The 18,953-nt window shown below is 61.9% G+C and carries 18 protein-coding genes; 4 read left to right on the plus strand and 14 right to left on the minus strand.

The annotated features are described in order from the left end of the window. The first annotated feature begins 18 nt into the window (after nt 1–18). Together BLU37_RS19205 and BLU37_RS19210 are read left to right on the plus strand one after the other, a co-directional pair. Nucleotides 19–846 carry a sulfotransferase family protein gene (locus BLU37_RS19205; RefSeq protein WP_090207655.1) on the plus strand — a complete coding sequence of 276 codons (828 nt, stop codon included), beginning with the start codon at nt 19–21 and terminating at the stop codon, nt 844–846. Nucleotides 847–881: 35 nt separating this feature from the next. Beyond that, nucleotides 882–2,354, plus strand: a complete 1,473-nt coding sequence (locus BLU37_RS19210; protein ID WP_090207659.1) for a TolC family protein — start codon at nt 882–884, stop codon at nt 2,352–2,354. A gap of 105 nt (nt 2,355–2,459) precedes the next feature. Here BLU37_RS19210 and BLU37_RS19215 read toward each other — a convergent pair whose 3' ends face one another. The 4 genes from BLU37_RS19215 to BLU37_RS19230 all read right to left on the minus strand — a co-directional run bounded on the left by BLU37_RS19215 (nt 2,460) and on the right by BLU37_RS19230 (nt 5,238). After that, a complete protein-coding gene (locus tag BLU37_RS19215) occupies nt 2,460–4,112 on the minus strand; it encodes a hypothetical protein (protein ID WP_090207662.1) in 1,653 nt (550 codons plus the stop codon). 172 nt (nt 4,113–4,284) lie between these two features. Then, complete coding sequence (locus tag BLU37_RS19220) at nt 4,285–4,647, minus strand: TIGR03745 family integrating conjugative element membrane protein (protein ID WP_019362186.1); 363 nt, start codon at nt 4,645–4,647, stop codon at nt 4,285–4,287. Between the two features lie 37 nt (nt 4,648–4,684). Then, the gene (locus BLU37_RS19225) at nt 4,685–4,924 is read right to left on the minus strand and encodes a TIGR03758 family integrating conjugative element protein (RefSeq protein WP_029533286.1); all 240 of its coding nucleotides are present in this window, start codon (nt 4,922–4,924) and stop codon (nt 4,685–4,687) included. Continuing rightward, entirely contained in the window at nt 4,921–5,238 is a 318-nt protein-coding gene (locus tag BLU37_RS19230; RefSeq protein ID WP_232000350.1) for an integrative conjugative element protein, RAQPRD family, read from the minus strand. Before BLU37_RS19230 ends, BLU37_RS19225 begins: the two co-directional genes overlap by 4 nt. A 457-nt stretch (nt 5,239–5,695) precedes the next feature. Between BLU37_RS19230 and BLU37_RS19235 the strand changes: the two genes are divergently transcribed. Beyond that, nucleotides 5,696–6,325: a DUF1349 domain-containing protein gene (locus BLU37_RS19235; protein ID WP_197678411.1), complete on the plus strand. Its 630-nt coding sequence runs from the start codon at nt 5,696–5,698 to the stop codon at nt 6,323–6,325. Between the two features lie 116 nt (nt 6,326–6,441). Here BLU37_RS19235 and BLU37_RS19240 read toward each other — a convergent pair whose 3' ends face one another. The 3 genes from BLU37_RS19240 to BLU37_RS19250 all read right to left on the minus strand — a co-directional run bounded on the left by BLU37_RS19240 (nt 6,442) and on the right by BLU37_RS19250 (nt 9,408). Then, on the minus strand, nt 6,442–7,854 hold the full coding sequence (locus tag BLU37_RS19240) for an integrating conjugative element protein (protein ID WP_090207670.1): 1,413 nt from the start codon (nt 7,852–7,854) through the stop codon (nt 6,442–6,444). Nucleotides 7,855–7,884: 30 nt separating this feature from the next. Further along, nucleotides 7,885–8,829, minus strand: coding sequence for a TIGR03756 family integrating conjugative element protein (locus BLU37_RS19245; protein ID WP_090207672.1), 945 nt, complete (start codon nt 8,827–8,829; stop codon nt 7,885–7,887). A gap of 132 nt (nt 8,830–8,961) precedes the next feature. Further along, nucleotides 8,962–9,408 carry a helix-turn-helix domain-containing protein gene (locus BLU37_RS19250; RefSeq protein ID WP_090207678.1) on the minus strand — a complete coding sequence of 149 codons (447 nt, stop codon included), beginning with the start codon at nt 9,406–9,408 and terminating at the stop codon, nt 8,962–8,964. A gap of 69 nt (nt 9,409–9,477) precedes the next feature. Here BLU37_RS19250 and BLU37_RS19255 point away from each other — a divergent pair, with 69 nt between their 5' ends. After that, nucleotides 9,478–10,707 carry an MFS transporter gene (locus BLU37_RS19255; protein ID WP_090207682.1) on the plus strand — a complete coding sequence of 410 codons (1,230 nt, stop codon included), beginning with the start codon at nt 9,478–9,480 and terminating at the stop codon, nt 10,705–10,707. A gap of 243 nt (nt 10,708–10,950) precedes the next feature. On the opposite strand, the gene BLU37_RS19260 is transcribed toward BLU37_RS19255, so the two are convergent. From BLU37_RS19260 to BLU37_RS19290, 7 genes are all read right to left on the minus strand, one after another. Continuing rightward, nucleotides 10,951–12,111, minus strand: a complete 1,161-nt coding sequence (locus tag BLU37_RS19260; RefSeq protein WP_090207685.1) for an L-talarate/galactarate dehydratase — start codon at nt 12,109–12,111, stop codon at nt 10,951–10,953. Nucleotides 12,112–12,143: 32 nt separating this feature from the next. Further along, on the minus strand, nt 12,144–13,448 hold the full coding sequence (locus BLU37_RS19265; RefSeq protein WP_090210966.1) for an MFS transporter: 1,305 nt from the start codon (nt 13,446–13,448) through the stop codon (nt 12,144–12,146). Nucleotides 13,449–13,679: 231 nt separating this feature from the next. After that, the gene (locus tag BLU37_RS19270; RefSeq protein ID WP_090207687.1) at nt 13,680–14,732 is read right to left on the minus strand and encodes a LacI family DNA-binding transcriptional regulator; all 1,053 of its coding nucleotides are present in this window, start codon (nt 14,730–14,732) and stop codon (nt 13,680–13,682) included. Between the two features lie 156 nt (nt 14,733–14,888). After that, nucleotides 14,889–15,896: a transketolase family protein gene (locus BLU37_RS19275; RefSeq protein ID WP_090207691.1), complete on the minus strand. Its 1,008-nt coding sequence runs from the start codon at nt 15,894–15,896 to the stop codon at nt 14,889–14,891. Next, the gene (locus tag BLU37_RS19280; protein ID WP_090207694.1) at nt 15,893–16,738 is read right to left on the minus strand and encodes a transketolase; all 846 of its coding nucleotides are present in this window, start codon (nt 16,736–16,738) and stop codon (nt 15,893–15,895) included. Before BLU37_RS19280 ends, BLU37_RS19275 begins: the two co-directional genes overlap by 4 nt. 18 nt (nt 16,739–16,756) lie before the next feature. Beyond that, nucleotides 16,757–18,055: an MFS transporter gene (locus tag BLU37_RS19285; protein ID WP_197678398.1), complete on the minus strand. Its 1,299-nt coding sequence runs from the start codon at nt 18,053–18,055 to the stop codon at nt 16,757–16,759. Between the two features lie 86 nt (nt 18,056–18,141). Then, nucleotides 18,142–18,891: an SDR family NAD(P)-dependent oxidoreductase gene (locus BLU37_RS19290; protein WP_090207701.1), complete on the minus strand. Its 750-nt coding sequence runs from the start codon at nt 18,889–18,891 to the stop codon at nt 18,142–18,144. Nucleotides 18,892–18,953: the final 62 nt, after the last annotated feature.

Here is an 18,953-nt window from a genome sequence, read left to right on the forward strand (position 1 = left end):
AACGCTTAGGGAGCCCCCTTGGCTACTCAGTTTCATGCGATATCGGGTTTACCGCGCTCGGGGTCGACATTGTTGTCGGCCTTGCTGCGCCAGAATCCACGGTTTTCAGCGGCGATCACCAGCCCGGTTGCCGCTTTGGTGGGCGCTACACACGCCAAGATGTGTGGCGGTGAGTTCGGTGGCTTTTTCGATGACCGCAAGCGTGCGACGATCCTGCGCGCTGTCATCGAGTCGTACTACACCGACCAGATTTGCGGGATGCCCGAAGACCGGGTGCTCTTCGATACCAACCGTACGTGGACGGGGCGGGCGGCGCTGTGGGGAGCCCTGTACCCCCAGTCACGCATCATCTGCTGTGTCCGTGAGGTCGGCTGGATCATCGACAGCATCGAGCGCATGCTCGCCAAGAACCCCCTGCAACTGTCACGCATGTTCAACTTCCAGCCGGGCACGTCCGTCTATGCCCGGGCCGAAACCCTGATGAACTCGGACACCGGCTTGATCGGCCTGGCCTGGAGCAATCTGCGCGAAGCCTGGTTCAGCGAGCAGGCCAAGCGCCTGATCCTGGTCCCCTATGATCACCTGGTCAAAGAGCCAAGGCGCACCCTTGAGCGGCTCTACGCCGAGCTGGGCCAGCCGTGGTTCGAGCACGACCTGCAAAACGTGGTGTACGACGAACCTGAATACGACGCTCAACTGGGGATGCCCGGCCTGCACGCCGTGCGCAAAACCGTCGAGTACCAGGCTCGCCCGCTGTGCATTCCGCCGGATCTCTTTGCTCGGTATGCCGCGACCAGCTTCTGGAACCATGCCGAACTCAACACGCATGGCGTGACGATCATTTGAGTACGAAGTGAAGGGCTAGGGTGAGTGCGCAAAGCATGCTGAAAATTCGCAAGGCGCTGTCGTTCAAGTGGGGAGCGTGCATCACGCTGGTGATTGGAATGGGGCCACTATCGGCTGTGGCCGGCGGCTTTGGGCCGGCCGATCCGTTGCGCCAGTTCGATGATGTGCCGGCCACTGCCGCCAACCACATGTTCGACTCATCACCGGCAGTGGATGGCTGCACGGACAATTCAAAGGCCGAGCTGAGCTTGCTGGATATCGTCTCCAGTGCTCTATGTCGCAATCCCAAAACTCGGGAAGCCTGGGCGAACGTCAAGGTACAAACCGCGCAGGTCGGTGTATCCAAGGCCGCCTACCTGCCGACCATTAGCGGCACGCTGCAGGAAGCCAAGGACAGCACGACCAGCCATGGCACCTCGTCCAATCCTTTCGAGGTCCAGTCCAACAGCCATTTCCAGAACGCCGCCATGACCTTGAACTGGGTGCTGTACGACTTCGGTGCTCGTTCGGCGGGCGTCGACTATGCCCAGAGCAAGCTCGCCTCCGCGCTGGCCGAGCAGGACAGCGCTCTGCAGACGGTCTTTGCCAGCACGGTGAAGGACTACTATGCCGCGCTGGTGGCGCAGAAGGATCGGCAGGCGACCCAGCAGATTGAAGCGGATGCCAAGCAGGTGCTGGATGCTGCCACATTGCGCGTTCGCCATGGCGTGGCGGCGGTCAGCGATCAGTTGCAGGCACAGACGTCCTACTATCAGGCCACCTTCAATCGCAACAAGGCCGAAGGCGACTGGAAGAGCGCGCTGGGGCAGGTGGCGATCGATATGGGAAGGCGGCCCAATGTGCCCCTGCATTTACTCGGGGAGGAGGGTATAGCCCCACCGGATATGGCTTTTGAGCAATCCGTCGAGGATCTGCTCAAGACGGCCCAGCAACGACACCCCTCACTTATTGCTGCCCGTGCCGAGTTGGTGGCAGCCCAGGCCAATGAAGAAGTGGTCCGTGCACAGGGGCGACCGACGATCAGCTTCGTCGGCAAATACAGCTACGACAACCAGCCTCAAAGCTCCGGTGCCGGTCAGCAGTTCACCGGGGAGACGGTGCGGGACCGCTCGGTGGCCCTTCAGGTGAACATTCCACTCTTCGAGGGTTTCACCCGTACCTACCAGGTCCGCGGTGCGCAGGCCCAGATCGAGAGCAAAGAGGCGGCCCTGAGCGATGCCGAACTGCAAGTGGCCTCCAGCGTCTGGTCGGACTACCAGACCCTGAAAGTCGGTACCGAGAACGTGCGCACCAGCCATCAGGTTCTGGAGAGCGCCAGGCAGTCCTTTGACGCGGCGCAGGCGCGCTATGCCAAAGGCGTGACCGGCATCCTTGAAGTGATCACCACCCAGACGGCCCTGGCCAACGCGCAACAGCAGCAGATCAGCGCGGTGGCCGGCTGGCAGAACGCGCGTATTCAACTGGCATCAAGCCTGGGCAACCTGGATCTGAAGGCTATCTACCCATAACCTGAAACTCTAGTCATTCGCCGCTGTATCGACCAAGAAACCATTCACTGAACGAGCCCCAGGAAAGACCGGATACTGGCGAGTCCTGTGGCTCATCTCGATACACTAGAGTCGGGACGTACCTGCCAGGGAGTCAATCAACATCGCCGAAGCAGTATCGCCATTTTCCAGCACGAGCTGGCGAAGCGATTTACCAAACGCGGGCACCGGCGTATCGAAAGTGAAGTTGGCCTTGCCCTGGTAACTGGCAACCAAGCGGATTCGCTCTTCGGACCAGCGGATACGGTTGCCATTCGCTTCACCGAGATAATTCTTGAGAAAGGCTGCCGCCAGCGCAGTGGTGCCGTTGATGTCTACGGCATCGAGGTTGGCGCCAGCGGCAGCGAGTGCCTGGGCGAAGCTGAGGTCGCGCCCGGCCATGCAGGCATGCAACGCCGTCTCACCCCCGTAAGCCCTCGCGTTTACGTCACTGCCGTTGAGCAGCGCCTGAAACAGCGCCTGTACCTGCTCGCCATCGCTGCGGCGCCCCGGCAGCTTGTCAGTCCGTCGACAGAACAGTGACAGCGCTGTGTCACCGTAGGCGTTCTGTGCCTTCAGGTCTTCCTTGCCCGTCAGCATGATCATGTGCCCGAGACTGCAGTTGAGAAAGTGCAGGGCTCCCAGACAGCTCATCAGCCGTGTATTGCCCTCGGCATCCCGCCCCATTGGATCGGCACCTTCCGACACCAGGTAGTCGTAGGTGCTTTCTGCCGCCGAGGTGATCAGTGGGCGATCCTGGGTGGTCAGCCTCTGATTGATATCGATGCCGGAGCTTTTCAGCAGATAGGCGAAACCTTCCAGGTCCTTGAAGGCCATGCTCCCGTCCGGGGTAAGATGATTGCCGACTGCTGCGCTCTGCACGCGTTCGGCCATTGGCGTTCTGTTCGGCGGGTTGTCGTAATCACGCACCGAGGCTTCACCGAATTGGTAGCGGATCCACACGCCTACCTGCCGGTCATCCTGGTAGTGGCCTTTTTCGGCCACTGTGCCGGCGGGCCAGCCGCTGATGAAGTAGGTTTCGGAAGGGCCGTTCTTCTTGCCTTCGCTGTAGGTGACTTTCGTTCCCGGCACCGTTGTGCCGTCAGCGGTCACCCAGGTCTCCAGCACGCCGTTGAGCACGCCGTTCTTGTACGTGGCCCGGTCCTTGAGGTTGCCTTTGTAGTTGTAGTGCTCCACCAGGCCCTCGAGCTTGCCGGAACCGTCGTTGGCGAAAGTCTCCAGCAGGGTCAGCTTATGCTCACCGTCGATCACCTTCCATTTGCGCTGCGCGCCTATGCGCACGTCACTGCCCGCAATGAACGTGCTGTCGCCGACCTGTAGGCCGGTGGCGCAATCGTAGCTTTGCACGGAGCTGCGTCCGGCTTCCTCCGTCAACACTTCGTGTAGTTGGTTGGCAAGCTTGCCTGGGCACCAGGTCTTCCTCGTCCCGACGAACACACCGGCTTTCAACTGGCCTTCGACCAGCAGTCCGCCGTCCGGACCGAACTGTTTCCATGCTCCCACCGCACGGCCATTTTCCACCTTGAACGATTGCAGCACTCGATTACGGATCTTGTGCGTTACTGTGCCATTGAGTGGCTTACCGGACTGGGTCTCGATATACAGCGCATGGGGAGAACCGACAGTGCCGGCTTTAGCGGATATTTCATCGAGGGTGTATTCGGCATTGCAGCCAGCCAGGGCTGAAGCCAGGGCACAGAAAGCGAAACGTTTTTTCATGACTGATCCTTGTAGTAAAACCTGGGGTGTGTCGAACGCTAGTGGCTCCGAGGCCTCGCTCAGAGGCTTGGCAGCCGACCACCATTGCCCTTGACCTCTTTCTTGTCTGCGAGCAGAGCGCGCTGCAGCAGGGCTCCATGACTTCAGACTTCCAGCACCGGACATGAGCGCATCACAGCACCCCAATGCCCTTGGTCAGCAGCCAGATGACGATCACCAGCAACAGGGCGCCGACACCGCAGGTCAGTCCGAACTGCCCCCAGGTTTTCTTGCCCGTTTGCACCTCGGAGTAGGAGCTGTAGGCGTGATAGGCCACGCCACAAAAAGCCGCCGCAGAGATCGCCAGCGCGAGCAGTGAGACGATGTCATAGCCGTAGTTTTGCAGCGTCTCGATGAGGTTCTTGCCTTCCCCGCGACTGGGGACCTCCATACCGGGTAGCGCCGCACAGACCAGCCCTGACCACAGCGTGCTAGCGATCAATACCAGGCGCGCGAGTGGGCGGTTGAATCTTTTGAGTGCATGTTGGATGTTCATGAGGATTGCCTCCATGGCGTTGTGTGAAACGAAAGCGTCAGCGCAGTACCAGGGCGGTGAGCAGGATGTAGATCACCGCCACCTTGACGATCATGCTGAAGAGTTTGCCCTGGGACAGGTGGCCTGCGGCCCAGCCCCGGTAGCCGCTGAGGATCGTCCAGGCGGCAAAGATCAATGCCACGCTCAGTACCAGGCCGGAGAGCAAGGCGGTGCTGGCTGCCGGGGTAAAACCGGCCATGGCCTCAAAGGCCTTGACCTGCGGTGCACTCATGTTCATGGCGAGGATTCGGCTGCATGGGTGTAGTGACCGGTCAGCTCCGGTAACGACCGGGGCTGGGCTCGTGACGGGGTGAGGTGATCCTCGATGCCCTGGCGGACCAGTTCCAGTTCGGCCGAGAGGCGGGTGTAGTCGAAGGTGAAGCGAGCATGCTCGTCAGTGGGCAGGGCGGCACTGGCCTGTACCTGCTTCATCACCGCGTCGAGCTGGCGCAGCAATCCGGCCAGGTGCAGGCGCTCCTGGGCCGTCGGTTCGGCCTGCACCAGGTCTGTGGCAAAGCTCGCTGAGAGCGCGATAAGGCGAAGGTGTCTCATGGCTAGGGGCATATGGGAGATCCGCTCGAAGAAAGTTCACCGAGCGTGCCGTAGGCCGCCCCAGAGGGCATGCGGAAAACAGGAATGGGGCGAGCGGGTTTTGATGGGTCAATCCCTGATCAGGCGCTGTCCGTCCAGCAGACCCACGGGTGGGCCTGCCTGCTGCGCGATACTCAGCCTGTGCACCTCGTTACTGGCGACTCATGAACATGCGAGACTCGGTGTTATGGCTGCGACCTCAATGGGAAGAAAAGGAGAGGGACCCTGAGCGTTTTTAACGTGAACGAGGTGGATGTCACGCGGGTCTGTAAGGATGGCCTGTGGACCTTGGATTTGATCGCCAAATGACACAGACGCGCGGCGCTGCCTGGCAGCGTTTGCGGGCTTGCGGTCCTGGGAAACGGGTAAGCGGTACCCCTAATCAGTCAATAGCGGGAATCAGATCGTGGAGGACATTGTGGAGAATAAAAAGACCAGTGCAGCGCTCGGTCAGCGTTTTGAAGAGTCAGTTTGGGGAAAGGCCAACTGGCTAAATGAACCTGGGCATTATCTCGCCTATTCAGACGATTCGCTCGAGGTGATGACCCATCTTCAGACTGATTTCTGGCGTGAAACCCACTATGGCTTCATACGGGATAGCGGACACTTGCTGGCATTTGAAACCGATGGGGACTTTACTGCACAAGTCAGGGTCAACGCCGATTTTCGTGAGCTTTACGATCAAGCGGGAATGATGGTCAGACTCGATGAAAAGACATGGGTGAAAGCGGGTATAGAATTTAACGATGGGAATCCCATGATCAGCAGCGTCCTGACCCAAGGCAAGTCGGACTGGTCGCCTGCTCTCTTTGTTGGAGACCCCGCCGACTTTTGGCTCCGTGTCACTGTATCTGAAGGTGTGCTGCGCCTGCAGTATTCGACAGATGGACTGAGCTGGCCACTGCTCAGGCTTGCACCGTTTCCACAGGCAAAAAGTTACCAGGTGGGCCCAATGTGTTGCACGCCGGAGCGAGAAGGTTTGAAGGTGAAGTTTTCCGAGTGGTCTTTAACACGTCCTTTGGGTCGAGATCTGCATGATTTGAGCTAGGAAGCAGTCCGCAGACAGGCACAATCAATGAAGGTGTCGGCTCGGACACGGCCATTCATGATTGACCCTGTCGACCTTGATCCACCGGCGTCTGCCAGCCGGAACCGGCCCGCAGTTCAGGGGGGTGGCGGCCGGCCACCACTGCCCTTGACCGCCTTCTCAATGGACTCCAGCCGATTGACATCGGTGTCCCCCTCGAAGATCGTGCGCGAGTTGTCCTTGCGCTGCTGGTGACGCGCAATGATCGCCGAGGGCGAGTTGCTGGTCAGCGAGCGGCGCATTTCCAGATCGGTGAGCAGGTTGGCGATTTCCTGCTGCAGGGCCTCGCGCTCGACGTCGATGGTTTGGGTCGCGAGGTCGTTGGCGGACACATTGGGCTCCTTCTTGCCGGCGAGCAGGGCACGCTGCAGCAACAGGGCTTTCTCCAGAATGCTGGTGACGGCAATTTCCGAGGCCAGGCGCTGGGCCAGAAGCTCCTGGTCGGGCTCATCACGCAGGGCGGTGATGACACCCCGGGTAACGGGCATCGAGTTGCTGCCCGCGGCGTCCAGGTTCTCCAGCGTGGTGGTCTTGCCGCCATTGATCAGCTCCTTCAGCGCCCCCAGCTTGACGTCGTACTCTTCCTGAATCAGCGGCGTCAGGCCTACGCCTGCGGTGGCGGTGCTCTTGGTGCAGCCCTCGCAGGTTTGCTGCTCGTCTTCTCCCAGCACCCGGTTGGCAAATCCAGCCGCCTCATCCGGTGACTTCCAGGTCTTGCACAGCAGGCCGCTGTTGCAACCCTTGGGGTCGATACTGCTGTTATCCGTGGCGTTACGCCCATTGAGCAGGTTGTAGCCGGCCTTGGTCACATCCTTGACCACCTTGATCGGTGCCTGCTGCTTGCCGCCGGATTTTTCCCCGCCCACCCAGGGAACACCGGTGTTGCCATTGTCCGCCTCGGCCTGGGCGGTGACGGCGACGGCATCCTGGTTCTGGGCCATGGCTTCCTTGAGGGCCTGGCCCTCGGCAAGCGTGTTCCAACTGTTTTGGTTGCCGGCGATGTGGGTCATGCGTTCGGCCATCGCCTGGCAACTGGCCTTGGAACGATCAAAGTCCAACCGGGCCTGCAGAATGCCGTTGGTGAGCAGGTTGTAGAGACCCGGATCGGCCCGCTGGATGATCAGTGCCGGCAGCGAGGCGACGGCCCCGGTCGCACTCTGGATGACATCCCCCATGATGTTCTGAAAGCCATCGGTGAGGCCGTTGAGCTGGTTGTGCAGGGTGGTGTTCAAATCCATTTTTCCGCACATCAGGTTGCTGTTCCAACCGACGCCGACACCGATGCTCTGCATGTCGCCGGCCCCGCCCATGTTCACGGCGCTGCCGCCGCCGATGTGATACAGCACGTCGTCACCAATGGCATTGCCCGAGCTGCCGAAATCTGTCGGCGCTGCCTGCAGCGCAGCACTGAGCAAGGCCGTGACCAGGGCCGTGATCAGGATCAGCCAGGGGCAGAAGGAGAGACGAGAAAGTGATGACATCCGAGTCATGGGAAAGGCTCCATTGCGAGAGGGACAGCGTTATTGACCGCCGGTGCTGCCCAGGAAAGTCTGTCCTTCCTGTTTGCAGCAGCTATAGGGGCGCCACAGCGACCAGGCGTAGGCGCCATCCGTTGCCTGCTGGTGAGGGCCCGGTTCTGGAAAGGTCGCGCAGGATGCACTGGCCGTCGGCGTCAGTGACTGCCACTTGCCGGTCAGCGGGTCAGACTCGCGTAACTCGCCGGCCGGCCAGTAACCGGGCTTGGCGGCCGCCAGCAGTGGGCGGTAGACATGCACCTGCCCGGAGCGGGTCACGATGTCGCCCGCTCGCTGGGCCATCACCGCCGAGGCCTTGTAGTCGTCAGGCTGGTGCAGGAAACCACTGCGCGGGTAGACGTTGCCCCACAAATTCATCGACAACCGGCTGCCGACTTCGCGCAGGCCCGGGATCAGTGCCTGGGGGAACAGGCTTTCCGGCAGGCCATGGCGCCAGCCGAGCGGGTCCAGGGTACTGAGAAAATGGGGCACATAGGGTGTGCCCGCGCCCTCGCAGGTGTAGCCCGAACCGCTGGCAAATGCATTGAACGCCGCAATACCGGGATGGCCGATCACATCGACGTTCTTGAACACCGAGAGACTGTTTTCGTGGGGGCTGTTGAGGGTGCCGCTGCCACCGCCTTGGGCGCCGGAGATCGGCGCACTCAGGGCTTGGACTTCCGTCCAGGGGTTCATGCCCGTCGTGGAGTAGCTGGAGACCACCGCATCCGGTACGTAGTGGCGCACCTTGGCGGAGGTTTTGACGTTGCACCCGAAGTTGGTGCAACGCAGCCAGTAGCACACGCCCACGACCTGGTACTCCAGGCAGTCGGGAGAGGACACCGTGGGAACGATGGCGGCGGTGTTCAGGGCCAGGCTCAGGGTGGAGTAGGGCAGGGCCAATAGTGCAGGCAGCCAGGGCCTGGCACTTCGACGATAGGCGCGTTTCATGCTGAAGATCCGACGTGGAGAAATCTGGATCGTCTGAAAAATACGGCCCGGCTACAGCCGGAAAACTGGAACGGGGTCAGTGAGTTTTCGTGTGCCGCTGGGCAGGTCGTTTGGCTCGTCGGGCGCAGACCCCTAGGGTTGCCTGGCTGTCCTGACGGCGGTTGATGGCTTCTTCGCCCGCTTGATATCGCGTTTGCCTGTCATCTCTACCAGGCGCCGGAAGGTGGGGCATTCCAGGTGCGATGGAGCCGGGCAGTCGGCAACATGACGAAGCGTATCGCGCAGCGCCGTCAGTTCGTGGATCTGGCGGTCAATCTCGTCAGCCTTCTGATGCAGCAACGGGCGTGGCAGGTCCGGCTGGCGATCCTTGCCGAACATGCCGGCAATCTCTTCGAGCGAGAAACCTGCTGCTTTGCCCATGGAGATCAGCTTGAGCTGCAAAAGCACCTCGGGTGCAAACTGCCTGCGCAGCCCATGCCGTGTCATTGATGCAATGAGCCCCGTTTCCTCGTAGTAGCGCAGTGCCGAGGGCTTGACGCCACTCTTCGCCGACACCTCTCCAATATCCAGAAGTTTCATGCTTGACCTCAAGCTGACTTGAAGTTGCACACTACGTTCAATCTCAAGTTTTGCAAAGAGGGCAAGGCGATGAAGCAGGCGCAACCGCTCCTATCGGTGAGCACACAAACGGGCATCACCTTCACTCTGGCCCTGTCGATGCTGCTGACGTCGCTGGGTACCAGCATTGCCAACATCGCCCTGCCGACGCTGGCCGAGGCATTCTCGGCGCCCTTTGCCCAGGCGCAATCGGTGGTCGTTGCCTATCTCGCGACCCTGACGATCTCGGTCGTCATCGCCGGGCGGCTGGGGGACCGTCATGGGCTGAAGCCGATGCTCATGGCCGGACTGGCTGTCTTCGGTATTGCCTCGGGACTGTGCAGTGTCGCGCCCAACCTGTGGCTGCTGATCGGTGCGAGGGCACTCCAGGGGATCGGCGCCGCCTTCCTGATGACGCTGGCCATGGCGTTGATGCGCCAGACGGCCAGTGACGCGCGTATGGGGCGCGCCATGGGCCTGCTGGGTACCGTCTCGGCCCTTGGAACAGCGCTCGGTCCCTCGCTGGGTGGGCTGCTGATTGAACTGACAGGATGGCGTGGCATCTTCTGGATCCAGTTCCCGATGGCCTGCATCGCCTTTGTCCTGGCTTTCGTGACGCTGCCGGGCGACCCCGGCAAGGGCGTCACCGCTTCGGCAAGCGTGTGGTCGGTGTTGGGCTGGCGTCTGGCGCCTAACCTTGTCGTCAACTTTCTGGTTGCGGCGGTCATGATGACGACGCTGGTGGTTGGCCCTTTCTATCTGGGCTTCGGTCTCGGCCTGAAGGCGGCGCAAGTGGGACTCGTCATGGCGATCGGCCCTGTCATCTCCATCTTCAGCGGTGTGCCCTCGGGGCGTCTCGTCGATGCGTGGGGCAGTGGCCGTGTCCTCGCCATGGGGCTTGCCCTGTTGGCTGCGGGCGCTTGCCTGCTCGCGTTTGCGCCGAACATGATCGGCCTTGCCGGCTATGTGCTGTCCATTATCGTCCTGACGCCGGGTTACCAGCTCTTCCAGGCGGCCAATAACACCGCCACGCTGGCGGACGTGCCCAAGGACCGGCGCGGTACGGTGTCGGGACTGCTCAGCCTGTCGCGTAATCTCGGCTTGATCACAGGGGCGTCCGTAATGGGCGCTGTCTTCGCGTTCGGTGTCGGTACGCAAGCGTTCGCCCACGCCGATGCTTCGGCGATCGCCGCCGGGATGTGCCTGACCTTCCTGCTGGCTGGCGTGATGATGATCTTCGCGATCGTGATCACATTCGGTCGCGGATCCTCTCGGTTGTGAGTCGGTCACCGCGCTCAGAGACACTCCTTGACGCAGTGATCCATGATGTTCAGCAACCGGCTGGCACCCTATCCACGCTGTCGGCGTATGGCCCTTCAGCAATGAAGGACGCTGCAGCCGTTGCCTGGCCTACAGGCGTTGCCTCCCTTGGGCGATGCTTTACCTGGATATAAAGCACCGCCCTGGTTTGCAGCGCACTGATGTTTATGGTGATGCAACCCTCAGAATGCCGGGACTGAACACCTAAGGATGCTTGCCAAATTCTGCTACCTGCGCAGTCCAGCCGTGGACCTGTTCGCTCAGCGACAGCCCCAGGCCTGGCCGCGTTGGCACCAGCATGCGACCGTCACGGGTTTCCAGGCGTTCGTTGAACAGCGGCTCCAGCCACTCGAAATGCTCGACCCACGGCTCGGTCGGGTAGGTGGCTGCCAGGTGTACATGCAACTCCATGGCGAAGTGCGGTGCGAGCATGACCCCGGCCTGCTCGGCCATGGCCGCGACCTTCAGGTAAGGGGTGATGCCCCCCACCCGTGGTGCATCCGGCATCAGGTAGTCGGCACCGCGCAGTTTGATGAACTCGGCGTGCTCGGCCACGCTGGTGAGCATCTCGCCGGTGGCGATCGGCGTGTCGAATTGCTGGGCCAGGGCCGCGTGGCCCTCGGCGTCGTAGCAGTCCAGTGGCTCTTCGATCCACACCAGATTGAACTCCTCGAAGCGCCGGCACATGCGCTGGGCGGTGGGGCGGTCCCATTGCTGGTTGGCGTCGACCATCAGCGGGAAGTTCTCGCCCAAGTGCTTGCGCACGCTGCTGACCCGGTGCAGGTCGAGTGCACAGTCAGGCTGGCCGACCTTGAGCTTGATGCCGCCAATGCCTTTCTCTCGCGACAGGTCGGTGTTCTTCAGCAATTGTTCGAGCGGCGTGTGCAGGAAGCCGCCGGAGGTGTTGTAGCAACGCACCGAGTCACGCTGGGCACCGAGCAGGCGTGCCAGGGACAGGTTGGCGCGTTTGGCCTTGAGGTCCCACAGGGCGACGTCGAAGGCACCGATTGCCTGGGTCGAGAGGCCGCTGCGGCCCACCGAGGCCCCGGCCCAGCAGAGTTTGGTCCAGAGTTTGGCGATGTCGCTGGGGTTTTCACCGAGCAGGGCCGGGGCAATTTCCTTGGCGTGGGCGAACTGGCCCGGGCCGCCGGCACGCTTGGAGTAGCTGAAGCCAAGACCCGTGTGGCCACCCTCGGTTTCGATCTCGGCGAACAGGATGGCAATCTCGGTCATCGGCTTTTGCCGGCCCGTGAGCACCTTGGCGTCACTGATCGGGTTGGCCAGCGGCAGGAACACCGAGGACACCTTGACGTAGGCGATACGGTCGTTGTCGGCGCTGGGATATTGTTGTGCTGGGGTCTGCATGGGGCGTTCCTTTTGATGGGAGGGCGTAGGGCTCAGCGAGCCGAATGCGAGGTCGTCGACGGCGCAGGTTCCGGGGAGAAGGGCGGGTCTTGCAGGCCATCGACTTCCAGGCGCTTGAGCGGCCCGACGATGACCAGATAGGCAAAGGCACCGAGCAGCCCCATGGCGCCGACATAGATCAGTGCCGCGTCAAACGAAGCCTGCTTGACCAGAAAGCCGATGGCGATCGGTGTGACGATGCTGGCGATGTTGCCGCAGAAGTTGAACATCGCGCCGCTGATGCCCATGGCGCGCTTGGGCGACACATCGCCGACGATGCACCAGCCGAGGTTGCCCACACCCTTGGCAAAAAAGGCGATGGACATGACCAGGATCACCAGGGCGGTCGACTGTGTGTAGTTGGCCACCACGATGCTGCTCGAGGCCAGCAGGCCGCAGATGATCGGGGTCTTGCGGGCTGCGGTGAGGCTGAAGCCCTTCTTCAGCATCCAGTCCGACCATATGCCGCCGATCATGCCGCCCAGGCAGCCGGCAACCGGCGGAATGGCCGCCACCAGGCCAACCTTGAGCAGGGTCATGCCCTTGGCCTCGATCAGGTAAGTGGGGAACCAGGTGAGGAAAAACCAGGTGATCGAGGTCAGGCAGAATTGGCCCAGGTAGATGCCGATCATCATGCGGTTGCCGGCGATGCCGCGCAGATTGGCCCAACTGAACGGGGTCTTGATCTCGCCCATGTCGGGCAGGCCGCCCCCGGCTGTGATGTAGTCCAGTTCGGCCTGGTTGACGCGTTTGTCATGGCGCGGCTCATGCACGAACCTGAACCACAACAGGCCGATCAGGATGCCGGCGCCACCGGTCCAGAAGAATACGTGCTGCCAGCCGAAGCTGTTCAACAGCAGCACCATCAGCGGGGTGAATGCCGCCAGTGCGAAGTACTGCGCCGACTGGAAGATCGCTGTCGCCAGGCCGCGCTCGTGGCGGGGGAACCACATCACGGTCAGGCGGTTGTTGGCTGGAAACGCTGGGGATTCGGCCACGCCCATCAGAAAACGCAGCACGAACAGCGCCAGGAACGCCGAGCTGAACAGATCGACGAAGCCCTGCAGGAAGGTGAAGGTCGACCAGATGATCAGGCTCAGGCCCAGTATCAGGCGTGAGCCGAAGCGATCGAGAATCACGCCACCGGGCAACTGCATGGCAGTGTAGGCCCAACCGAACGCGGAGAAGGCGATACCCATGGTCACGGCATCAAACCCCAGGTCGGTACGCAGGACCGGGGCGGCGATCGACAGGGTGGCGCGGTCGACATAGTTGAACACGGTGACGATGAAAATCATCGCCAGGATCAGGTAGCGGACGTTGGTCCTGGCCACCTCTGAGGTTGGAGTGATCACTGTTATTTTCCTTGTTGTGATGTTCGGTACTGAAGGGGGATCGGCATATGATTGCGCAATCATTTCAGCTCGAAAAAACAGCCATCCGCCTATCGAGGACGGATGGCTGTGTGTTCGATCTTACAATGATTGCGCAATCATTCAAGCCTGCATTCGTCGCCGTCGGGAAAATTCTCAGGTGCTCTGGCGATCGATGAGGCTGAAACCGGTGTCGATTCGCACGGGACCGGCACTGCTGGCCGGGTAGCTGAAACGATCGAGCAGGGCCTTGGCGATCTGTTCGCCGATACGTGTGCCATCCACCCGCACCGTCGACAATGGAGGGTGGACCTGGGCCGCACTGCTCAGGTCGCCGAAGCCCATGACCGCGAGGTCGGTGGGTACGCGCAAGCCGCGACTGGAGGCTTCGGCCAGCACGCCCTGGGCGATGGTGTCGGAACTGCAGACCACCACATCCGGCTGGTGTCCCTGATCGAGCAACTGGCAGAGGCCGCTGCGGCCGACTTCCAGGGTGGCGGGTGGCGTCAGTAACCGGGTCGGGATGTTCTGGTGGCCGTGTCTTGCCAGCTCCGCGAGCAGGCTGTTGCAGCGGCGCACGCCACGCGGGTCGCCGATACCGACCACGGCAAAGCGCTGATAACCCTTGCCTAGCAGATGACGGGCGATTGCCTCACCCACGGCCTCATGGGAAAAGCCCACCAACATGTCCAGCGGGTTGTCGCTGAGGTCCCACGATTCGACCACCGGGATGCCGGATTGCACCAGGCGCTGGCGACTGGCTTCGGTGTGCAGGGTGCCGGTCAGGACGATGCCATCGGGGCGGCGGCCGAGCAGCGCTTCGATGAGCTTTTCTTCCTGCTCGGACGAATAGCCGGTCAAGCCCAGCAGAGTCTGGTAGCCCGCGTTGGTCAGGCGGTCCATCAGTGCCTGGACGGTGTCGGCGAAGATCGAGTTGGCGATGGTCGGCAGCAGAATCGCCACCAGCCGGCTGCGGTTGCTCGCCAGGCTCCCGGCCAGCATGTTCGACACGTAGCCGACCTCGCGCACGGCCGCCAGCACCTTCTCGCGTGCGGCCTTGCTCACCACCTCGGGACGGTGCAGGGCCCGCGAGACGGTGATTGGCGAGACACCGGCGACCTTGGCCACATCGATGAGGGTCGGGTTGAGAGGTCTTGGCGCAGCACCGGATTGTTGGAGGGAAGAAGACTCGCCAGATTTTTTTGCCATGCCGGTTCCGCGTACAGGATTGATCGGCGGCTCGCTGCCGCCCGTAGCGCGAATCTACCAAAGCGTCGTGCCCAACGCACGGTATTGCGGGTCAGGCACGAATTCAGTGAACGCTCCGGCCGCCCGGACTGGGCGGCTTTCATCAGGCCCGCATCACTACAGCCAAGCCTTGATCCGCGCGCTGACCGCGTCGGTGGAAATGCCGTAACGATCGTGCAGCGTCGGCAGTGCCCCTGCATCGAGGAAGGCATCCGGCAAGGCAATCTGCCGGAACGTCGGGGTGACGCCGTTGCGCAGCAGCAAGCCGGCGACCGCCTCACCCAGTCCGCCGATGATCGAGTGGTTTTCCGCCGTCACCACCAGCCGTCCCGGCTTGCGTGCCTCGGCAAGAATGGTCTGCTCGTCCAGGGGCTTGATGGTCGGCACATGCAACACGGCCACATCGACACCGTCGGCCTGCAGTTTTTGCGCCGCTTCCAACGAGCGCATGGTCATGAGGCCGGTGGAGATGATCAGCACATCGTTGCCGGTGCGCAGGGTCTTGGCCTTGCCGATCTCGAACTGGTAGCCGTATTCGTCGAGCACCAGCGGCACGTTGCCCCGCAGTAAACGCATGTAGACCGGGCCCTGGTGGGCGGCGATGGCCGGTACGGCCTGTTCGATTTCCAGCGCGTCGCAGGGGTCGACGATCATCAGGTTCGGCATGGCGCGGAAAATCGCCAGGTCGTCCGTCGCCTGGTGGCTTGGCCCGTAGCCGGTGGTCAGCCCTGGCAGCCCGCAGACGATCTTGACGTTGAGGTTCTCTTCGGCAATCGCCATGCAGATGAAGTCATAGGCCCGGCGTGAAGCGAACACCGCATAAGTGGTCGCGAACGGTACGCAGCCTTCACGAGCCATACCCGCGGCGGCGCTCATCAGCAGTTGCTCGGCCATGCCCATCTGATAGAAACGCTCCGGGTGGGCCTTGGCAAAAATGTGCAGGTCGGTGTACTTGGAGAGGTCCGCTGACAGGCCGACAATGTCCGAACGCTGATCGGCCAGCGCCGCCAGGGCGTGACCAAAGGGCGCGGAGCGGGTGGCTTGGCCTTCGGCGGCAATCGAGGCAATCATGGCCGAAGTCGTCAGACGCTTCTTGCCGGTTTGTGGGGTGTTTGCGGTGCTCATGCGGTTCTCCCGACCTGAAGGTTTTGCAGTGCCAGATCCCATTCGTTCTCGTCGACGCGGATGAAATGGGTTTTTTCCCGGGATTCGAGGAAGTCCACCCCTTTGCCCATGCGCGTGTCGCAGATGATCACCCGGGGTTGCGGACCCTGGTGATGGCGGGCTGCGTCGAAGGCGGCAACCAGTGCCTGGATATCATTGCCGTCGACACGCTGGGTGAACCAGCCAAAGGCCTGCCAGCGATCGACGATGGGTTCGAAGGCCAGCACTTCGCTGGAGTGGCCGTCGGCCTGCTGGTTGTTGACGTCGATGATCGCGATCAGGTTGTCGAGCTTCCAGTGCGAGGCCGACATGGCCGCTTCCCAGGTCGAGCCTTCGTTCAGTTCACCATCGGACAGCAGGTTGTAGACGAAGGATGGCGACTGCTTGCGCTTGAGCCCGAGGCAGGCGCCGACCGCGATGCCCAGGCCGTGGCCGAGGGAACCGCCGGTGATTTCCATGCCTGGTGTGTAGGCTGCCATGCCCGACATCGGCAGGCGGCTATCGTCCGCACCGTAGGTTTCCAGTTCGTCCAGCGGAATCACTTCGGCCTCGATGAGGGCCGCGTAGAGGGCGATGGCGTAATGGCCGATCGACAGATAGAAACGGTCGCGCTGCTCCCACTCAGGGTCGTTCGGCTGATACCGCAGCGCATGAAAGTAGGCCACGGCGAGCAGATCGGCAGCGCCCAGGGCCTGACCGACATAGCCCTGGCCCTGAACCTGTCCCATGCGCAGGGCATGTCGACGAATGTTGTAGGCGCGTTCTGCGAGCGAAAGCGCCGTGGAGGATGAATGGACACTCATGGTGATGACTCCGGGTACTTAACGGTTGACCTGGGCGGCCGGGATACGCAGGACCAGCGTGGCGCCGAACAGCAGCACCGCGGTGATCAGGTACATGCCGATGGCGCTGGATCCGGTCAGGGTGGTGATCCAGCCGATCAGGTAGGGCGAACAGAAGCCCGCGAGGTTGGCGAAGCTGTTGATGCCGGCGATACCGGCCGCAGCCGAGACTCCTCCCAACAGCGTGGTGGGCAACATCCAGAACAGCGAGGAGGCCGAGAGCACGCCTGCCGCAGCCAGGCACAGGCTGAGTACCGAGAGCAGCAGGTTGCCGCCCATCAGTGCCGCCAGGGTCAGCCCGATGGCGCCGGCGATCATGGGGCATACCAGGTGCCAACGACGTTCCTGATGCTTGTCGCCGCTACGCCCCATCAGCAGCATCGCGACGATGGCACAGAGGTAGGGCAGGCTGGTCAGCAGACCGATGTGCAGTGGGTCGGAGACTCCGGCATTGCGCACCAGCGTCGGCAGCCAGAAGGTAATGGCGTACTGGCCCATGACCACGCAGAAGTAGATGCCCGCCAGCAGCCAGAGGCGGCGGTCACGGAGGAATTCCCGCGCCGAGGTGTGGGTGACCTTGCGGCTGTTGTCTTCGGCCAGTTCCTTGTTGATCAGGGCCTTTTCGTCATCGCTGAGCCAGGTCGCCTGGTGTACGCCATCCTTCAGGTAGGTCAGTACCAGCAGGCCGACGATCACGGTCGGAACCGCTTCGATGACGAACATCCATTGCCATCCCGACCAGCCATGCACGCCGGCGAAGTGGTTCATGATCCAGCCCGAGAGCGGGCCGCCGATCATGCCTGACAAGGGGATGGCGACAAACCACAGGACGGTCATCCTGGCCCGGCGGTAGGAGGGGAACCAGTAGGTCAGGTACAGCAGCAGGCCCGGTGCCAGGCCCGCTTCGGCGATGCCGAGAAGAAAGCGCAGGGCATAGAACTGCCAGGCGGTTTCGACGAAGGCGAACAGGGCCGAGATGATGCCCCAGGTGATCATGATCCGGGCGATCCAGCGTCGGGCGCCGACGCGGTGCATGATCAGGTTGCTGGGCACCTCGCACAGAAAATAGCCAAGAAAGAAGATGCCGGCACCGAGGCCATAGACCGTTTCGCTGAGGGCCAGGTCGTTCATCATCTGCAACTTGGCGAAGCCGACATTGACCCGGTCCAGGTAGGCGCACAGATAGCAGAGCATGAGAAACGGCATGAGTCGCCATGCGGTCTTGCGATAAGCAGTCGAGCGGGCGGATACGCTCGCTTCCAGAGAGAGGGTAGTCATGATTGTCTGATCTCTTATTGTTATGAGCAGCTCAGGGCTGCTCTCGATTCAGAACAACGCCAGCCGGTGGGCTGGCGTAAGGCGCATCAGTGAATGAGCATGCCGCCGTTCACATCCAGGGTGATACCGGTCAGGTAGGACGACAGGTCGCTCACCAGGAACAGGGCGGCATTGGCCACGTCCCGGGCTTCGCCCAGACGACCCAGCGGGATGCCGTCAATGATGGCGTGGCGACGCTCGTCCTGCATCAGGCCGCCCGTGATGTCGGTGTGAATCAGTCCCGGGGCGATCGAGTTGACCCGCACGTTGTGTGGCCCCAGTTCCCGTGCCATGGCTTTTGCCAGGCCCAGCACGCCGGCTTTCGCGGCACTGTAGTGAGGCCCGCCGAAGATGCCGCCGCCACGTTGCGCCGATACCGACGACATGCAGACGATACTGCCGAAACCCTGTTCGCGCATCAGCGGAATGACCGCCTGAGACATCAGCAGGGTACCGCGCAGGCTGACATCCAGAACCTTGTCGTAGTCACTGTGCCTGATGTCCATGATCTTCAGGGGCTGGGTGATGCCGGCGTTGTTGACCAGGCCGTCGATGCGGCCATAGTGCTCGATGGCGCGTTGCACGGCGATGTTGACCTGCACTTCGTCAGCGACGTTGGCGGCCAGTCCGAGATGGCCTTCGCCGAGTTCCGCCGCGGCGTTACGGGCTGCGGTTTCGTCCAGGTCGAGGATGACGACGCGGGCGCCTTGAGCGGCGAAGATGCCGGCGGTGGCCCGTCCGATACCGCGGGCAGAGGCGGCGCCGGTGATTATGATGACTTTGTCTTGCAGCAGCATGAGGAAAACCTCTGATTGTTTTTATGGATTCGATGCTGGAGATCGATGGGCGCAGCTTGGTC

Origin of the sequence: Pseudomonas asplenii (assembly GCF_900105475.1) — a bacterium.
Taxonomy (GTDB): Bacteria; Pseudomonadota; Gammaproteobacteria; order Pseudomonadales; family Pseudomonadaceae; genus Aquipseudomonas; species Aquipseudomonas asplenii.

Bases quoted from the DNA above. Each gene is read 5' to 3' on its own strand.
- BLU37_RS19250 (WP_090207678.1), bottom strand. From the start codon at position 9,408: ATGAAACTTCTGGATATTGGAGAGGTGTCGGCGAAGAGTGGCGTCAAG.
- BLU37_RS19230 (WP_232000350.1), bottom strand. From the start codon at position 5,238: ATGAGACACCTTCGCCTTATCGCGCTCTCAGCGAGCTTTGCCACAGAC.
- BLU37_RS19240 (WP_090207670.1), bottom strand. From the start codon at position 7,854: ATGACTCGGATGTCATCACTTTCTCGTCTCTCCTTCTGCCCCTGGCTG.
- BLU37_RS19220 (WP_019362186.1), bottom strand. From the start codon at position 4,647: ATGAACATCCAACATGCACTCAAAAGATTCAACCGCCCACTCGCGCGC.
- BLU37_RS19285 (WP_197678398.1), bottom strand. From the start codon at position 18,055: ATGACTACCCTCTCTCTGGAAGCGAGCGTATCCGCCCGCTCGACTGCT.
- BLU37_RS19255 (WP_090207682.1), top strand. From the start codon at position 9,478: ATGAAGCAGGCGCAACCGCTCCTATCGGTGAGCACACAAACGGGCATC.
- BLU37_RS19280 (WP_090207694.1), bottom strand. From the start codon at position 16,738: ATGAGTGTCCATTCATCCTCCACGGCGCTTTCGCTCGCAGAACGCGCC.
- BLU37_RS19290 (WP_090207701.1), bottom strand. From the start codon at position 18,891: ATGCTGCTGCAAGACAAAGTCATCATAATCACCGGCGCCGCCTCTGCC.
- BLU37_RS19260 (WP_090207685.1), bottom strand. From the start codon at position 12,111: ATGCAGACCCCAGCACAACAATATCCCAGCGCCGACAACGACCGTATC.
- BLU37_RS19245 (WP_090207672.1), bottom strand. From the start codon at position 8,829: ATGAAACGCGCCTATCGTCGAAGTGCCAGGCCCTGGCTGCCTGCACTA.
- BLU37_RS19210 (WP_090207659.1), top strand. From the start codon at position 882: ATGCTGAAAATTCGCAAGGCGCTGTCGTTCAAGTGGGGAGCGTGCATC.
- BLU37_RS19270 (WP_090207687.1), bottom strand. From the start codon at position 14,732: ATGGCAAAAAAATCTGGCGAGTCTTCTTCCCTCCAACAATCCGGTGCT.
- BLU37_RS19225 (WP_029533286.1), bottom strand. From the start codon at position 4,924: ATGAACATGAGTGCACCGCAGGTCAAGGCCTTTGAGGCCATGGCCGGT.
- BLU37_RS19275 (WP_090207691.1), bottom strand. From the start codon at position 15,896: ATGAGCACCGCAAACACCCCACAAACCGGCAAGAAGCGTCTGACGACT.
- BLU37_RS19215 (WP_090207662.1), bottom strand. From the start codon at position 4,112: ATGAAAAAACGTTTCGCTTTCTGTGCCCTGGCTTCAGCCCTGGCTGGC.
- BLU37_RS19265 (WP_090210966.1), bottom strand. From the start codon at position 13,448: ATGATTTTCATCGTCACCGTGTTCAACTATGTCGACCGCGCCACCCTG.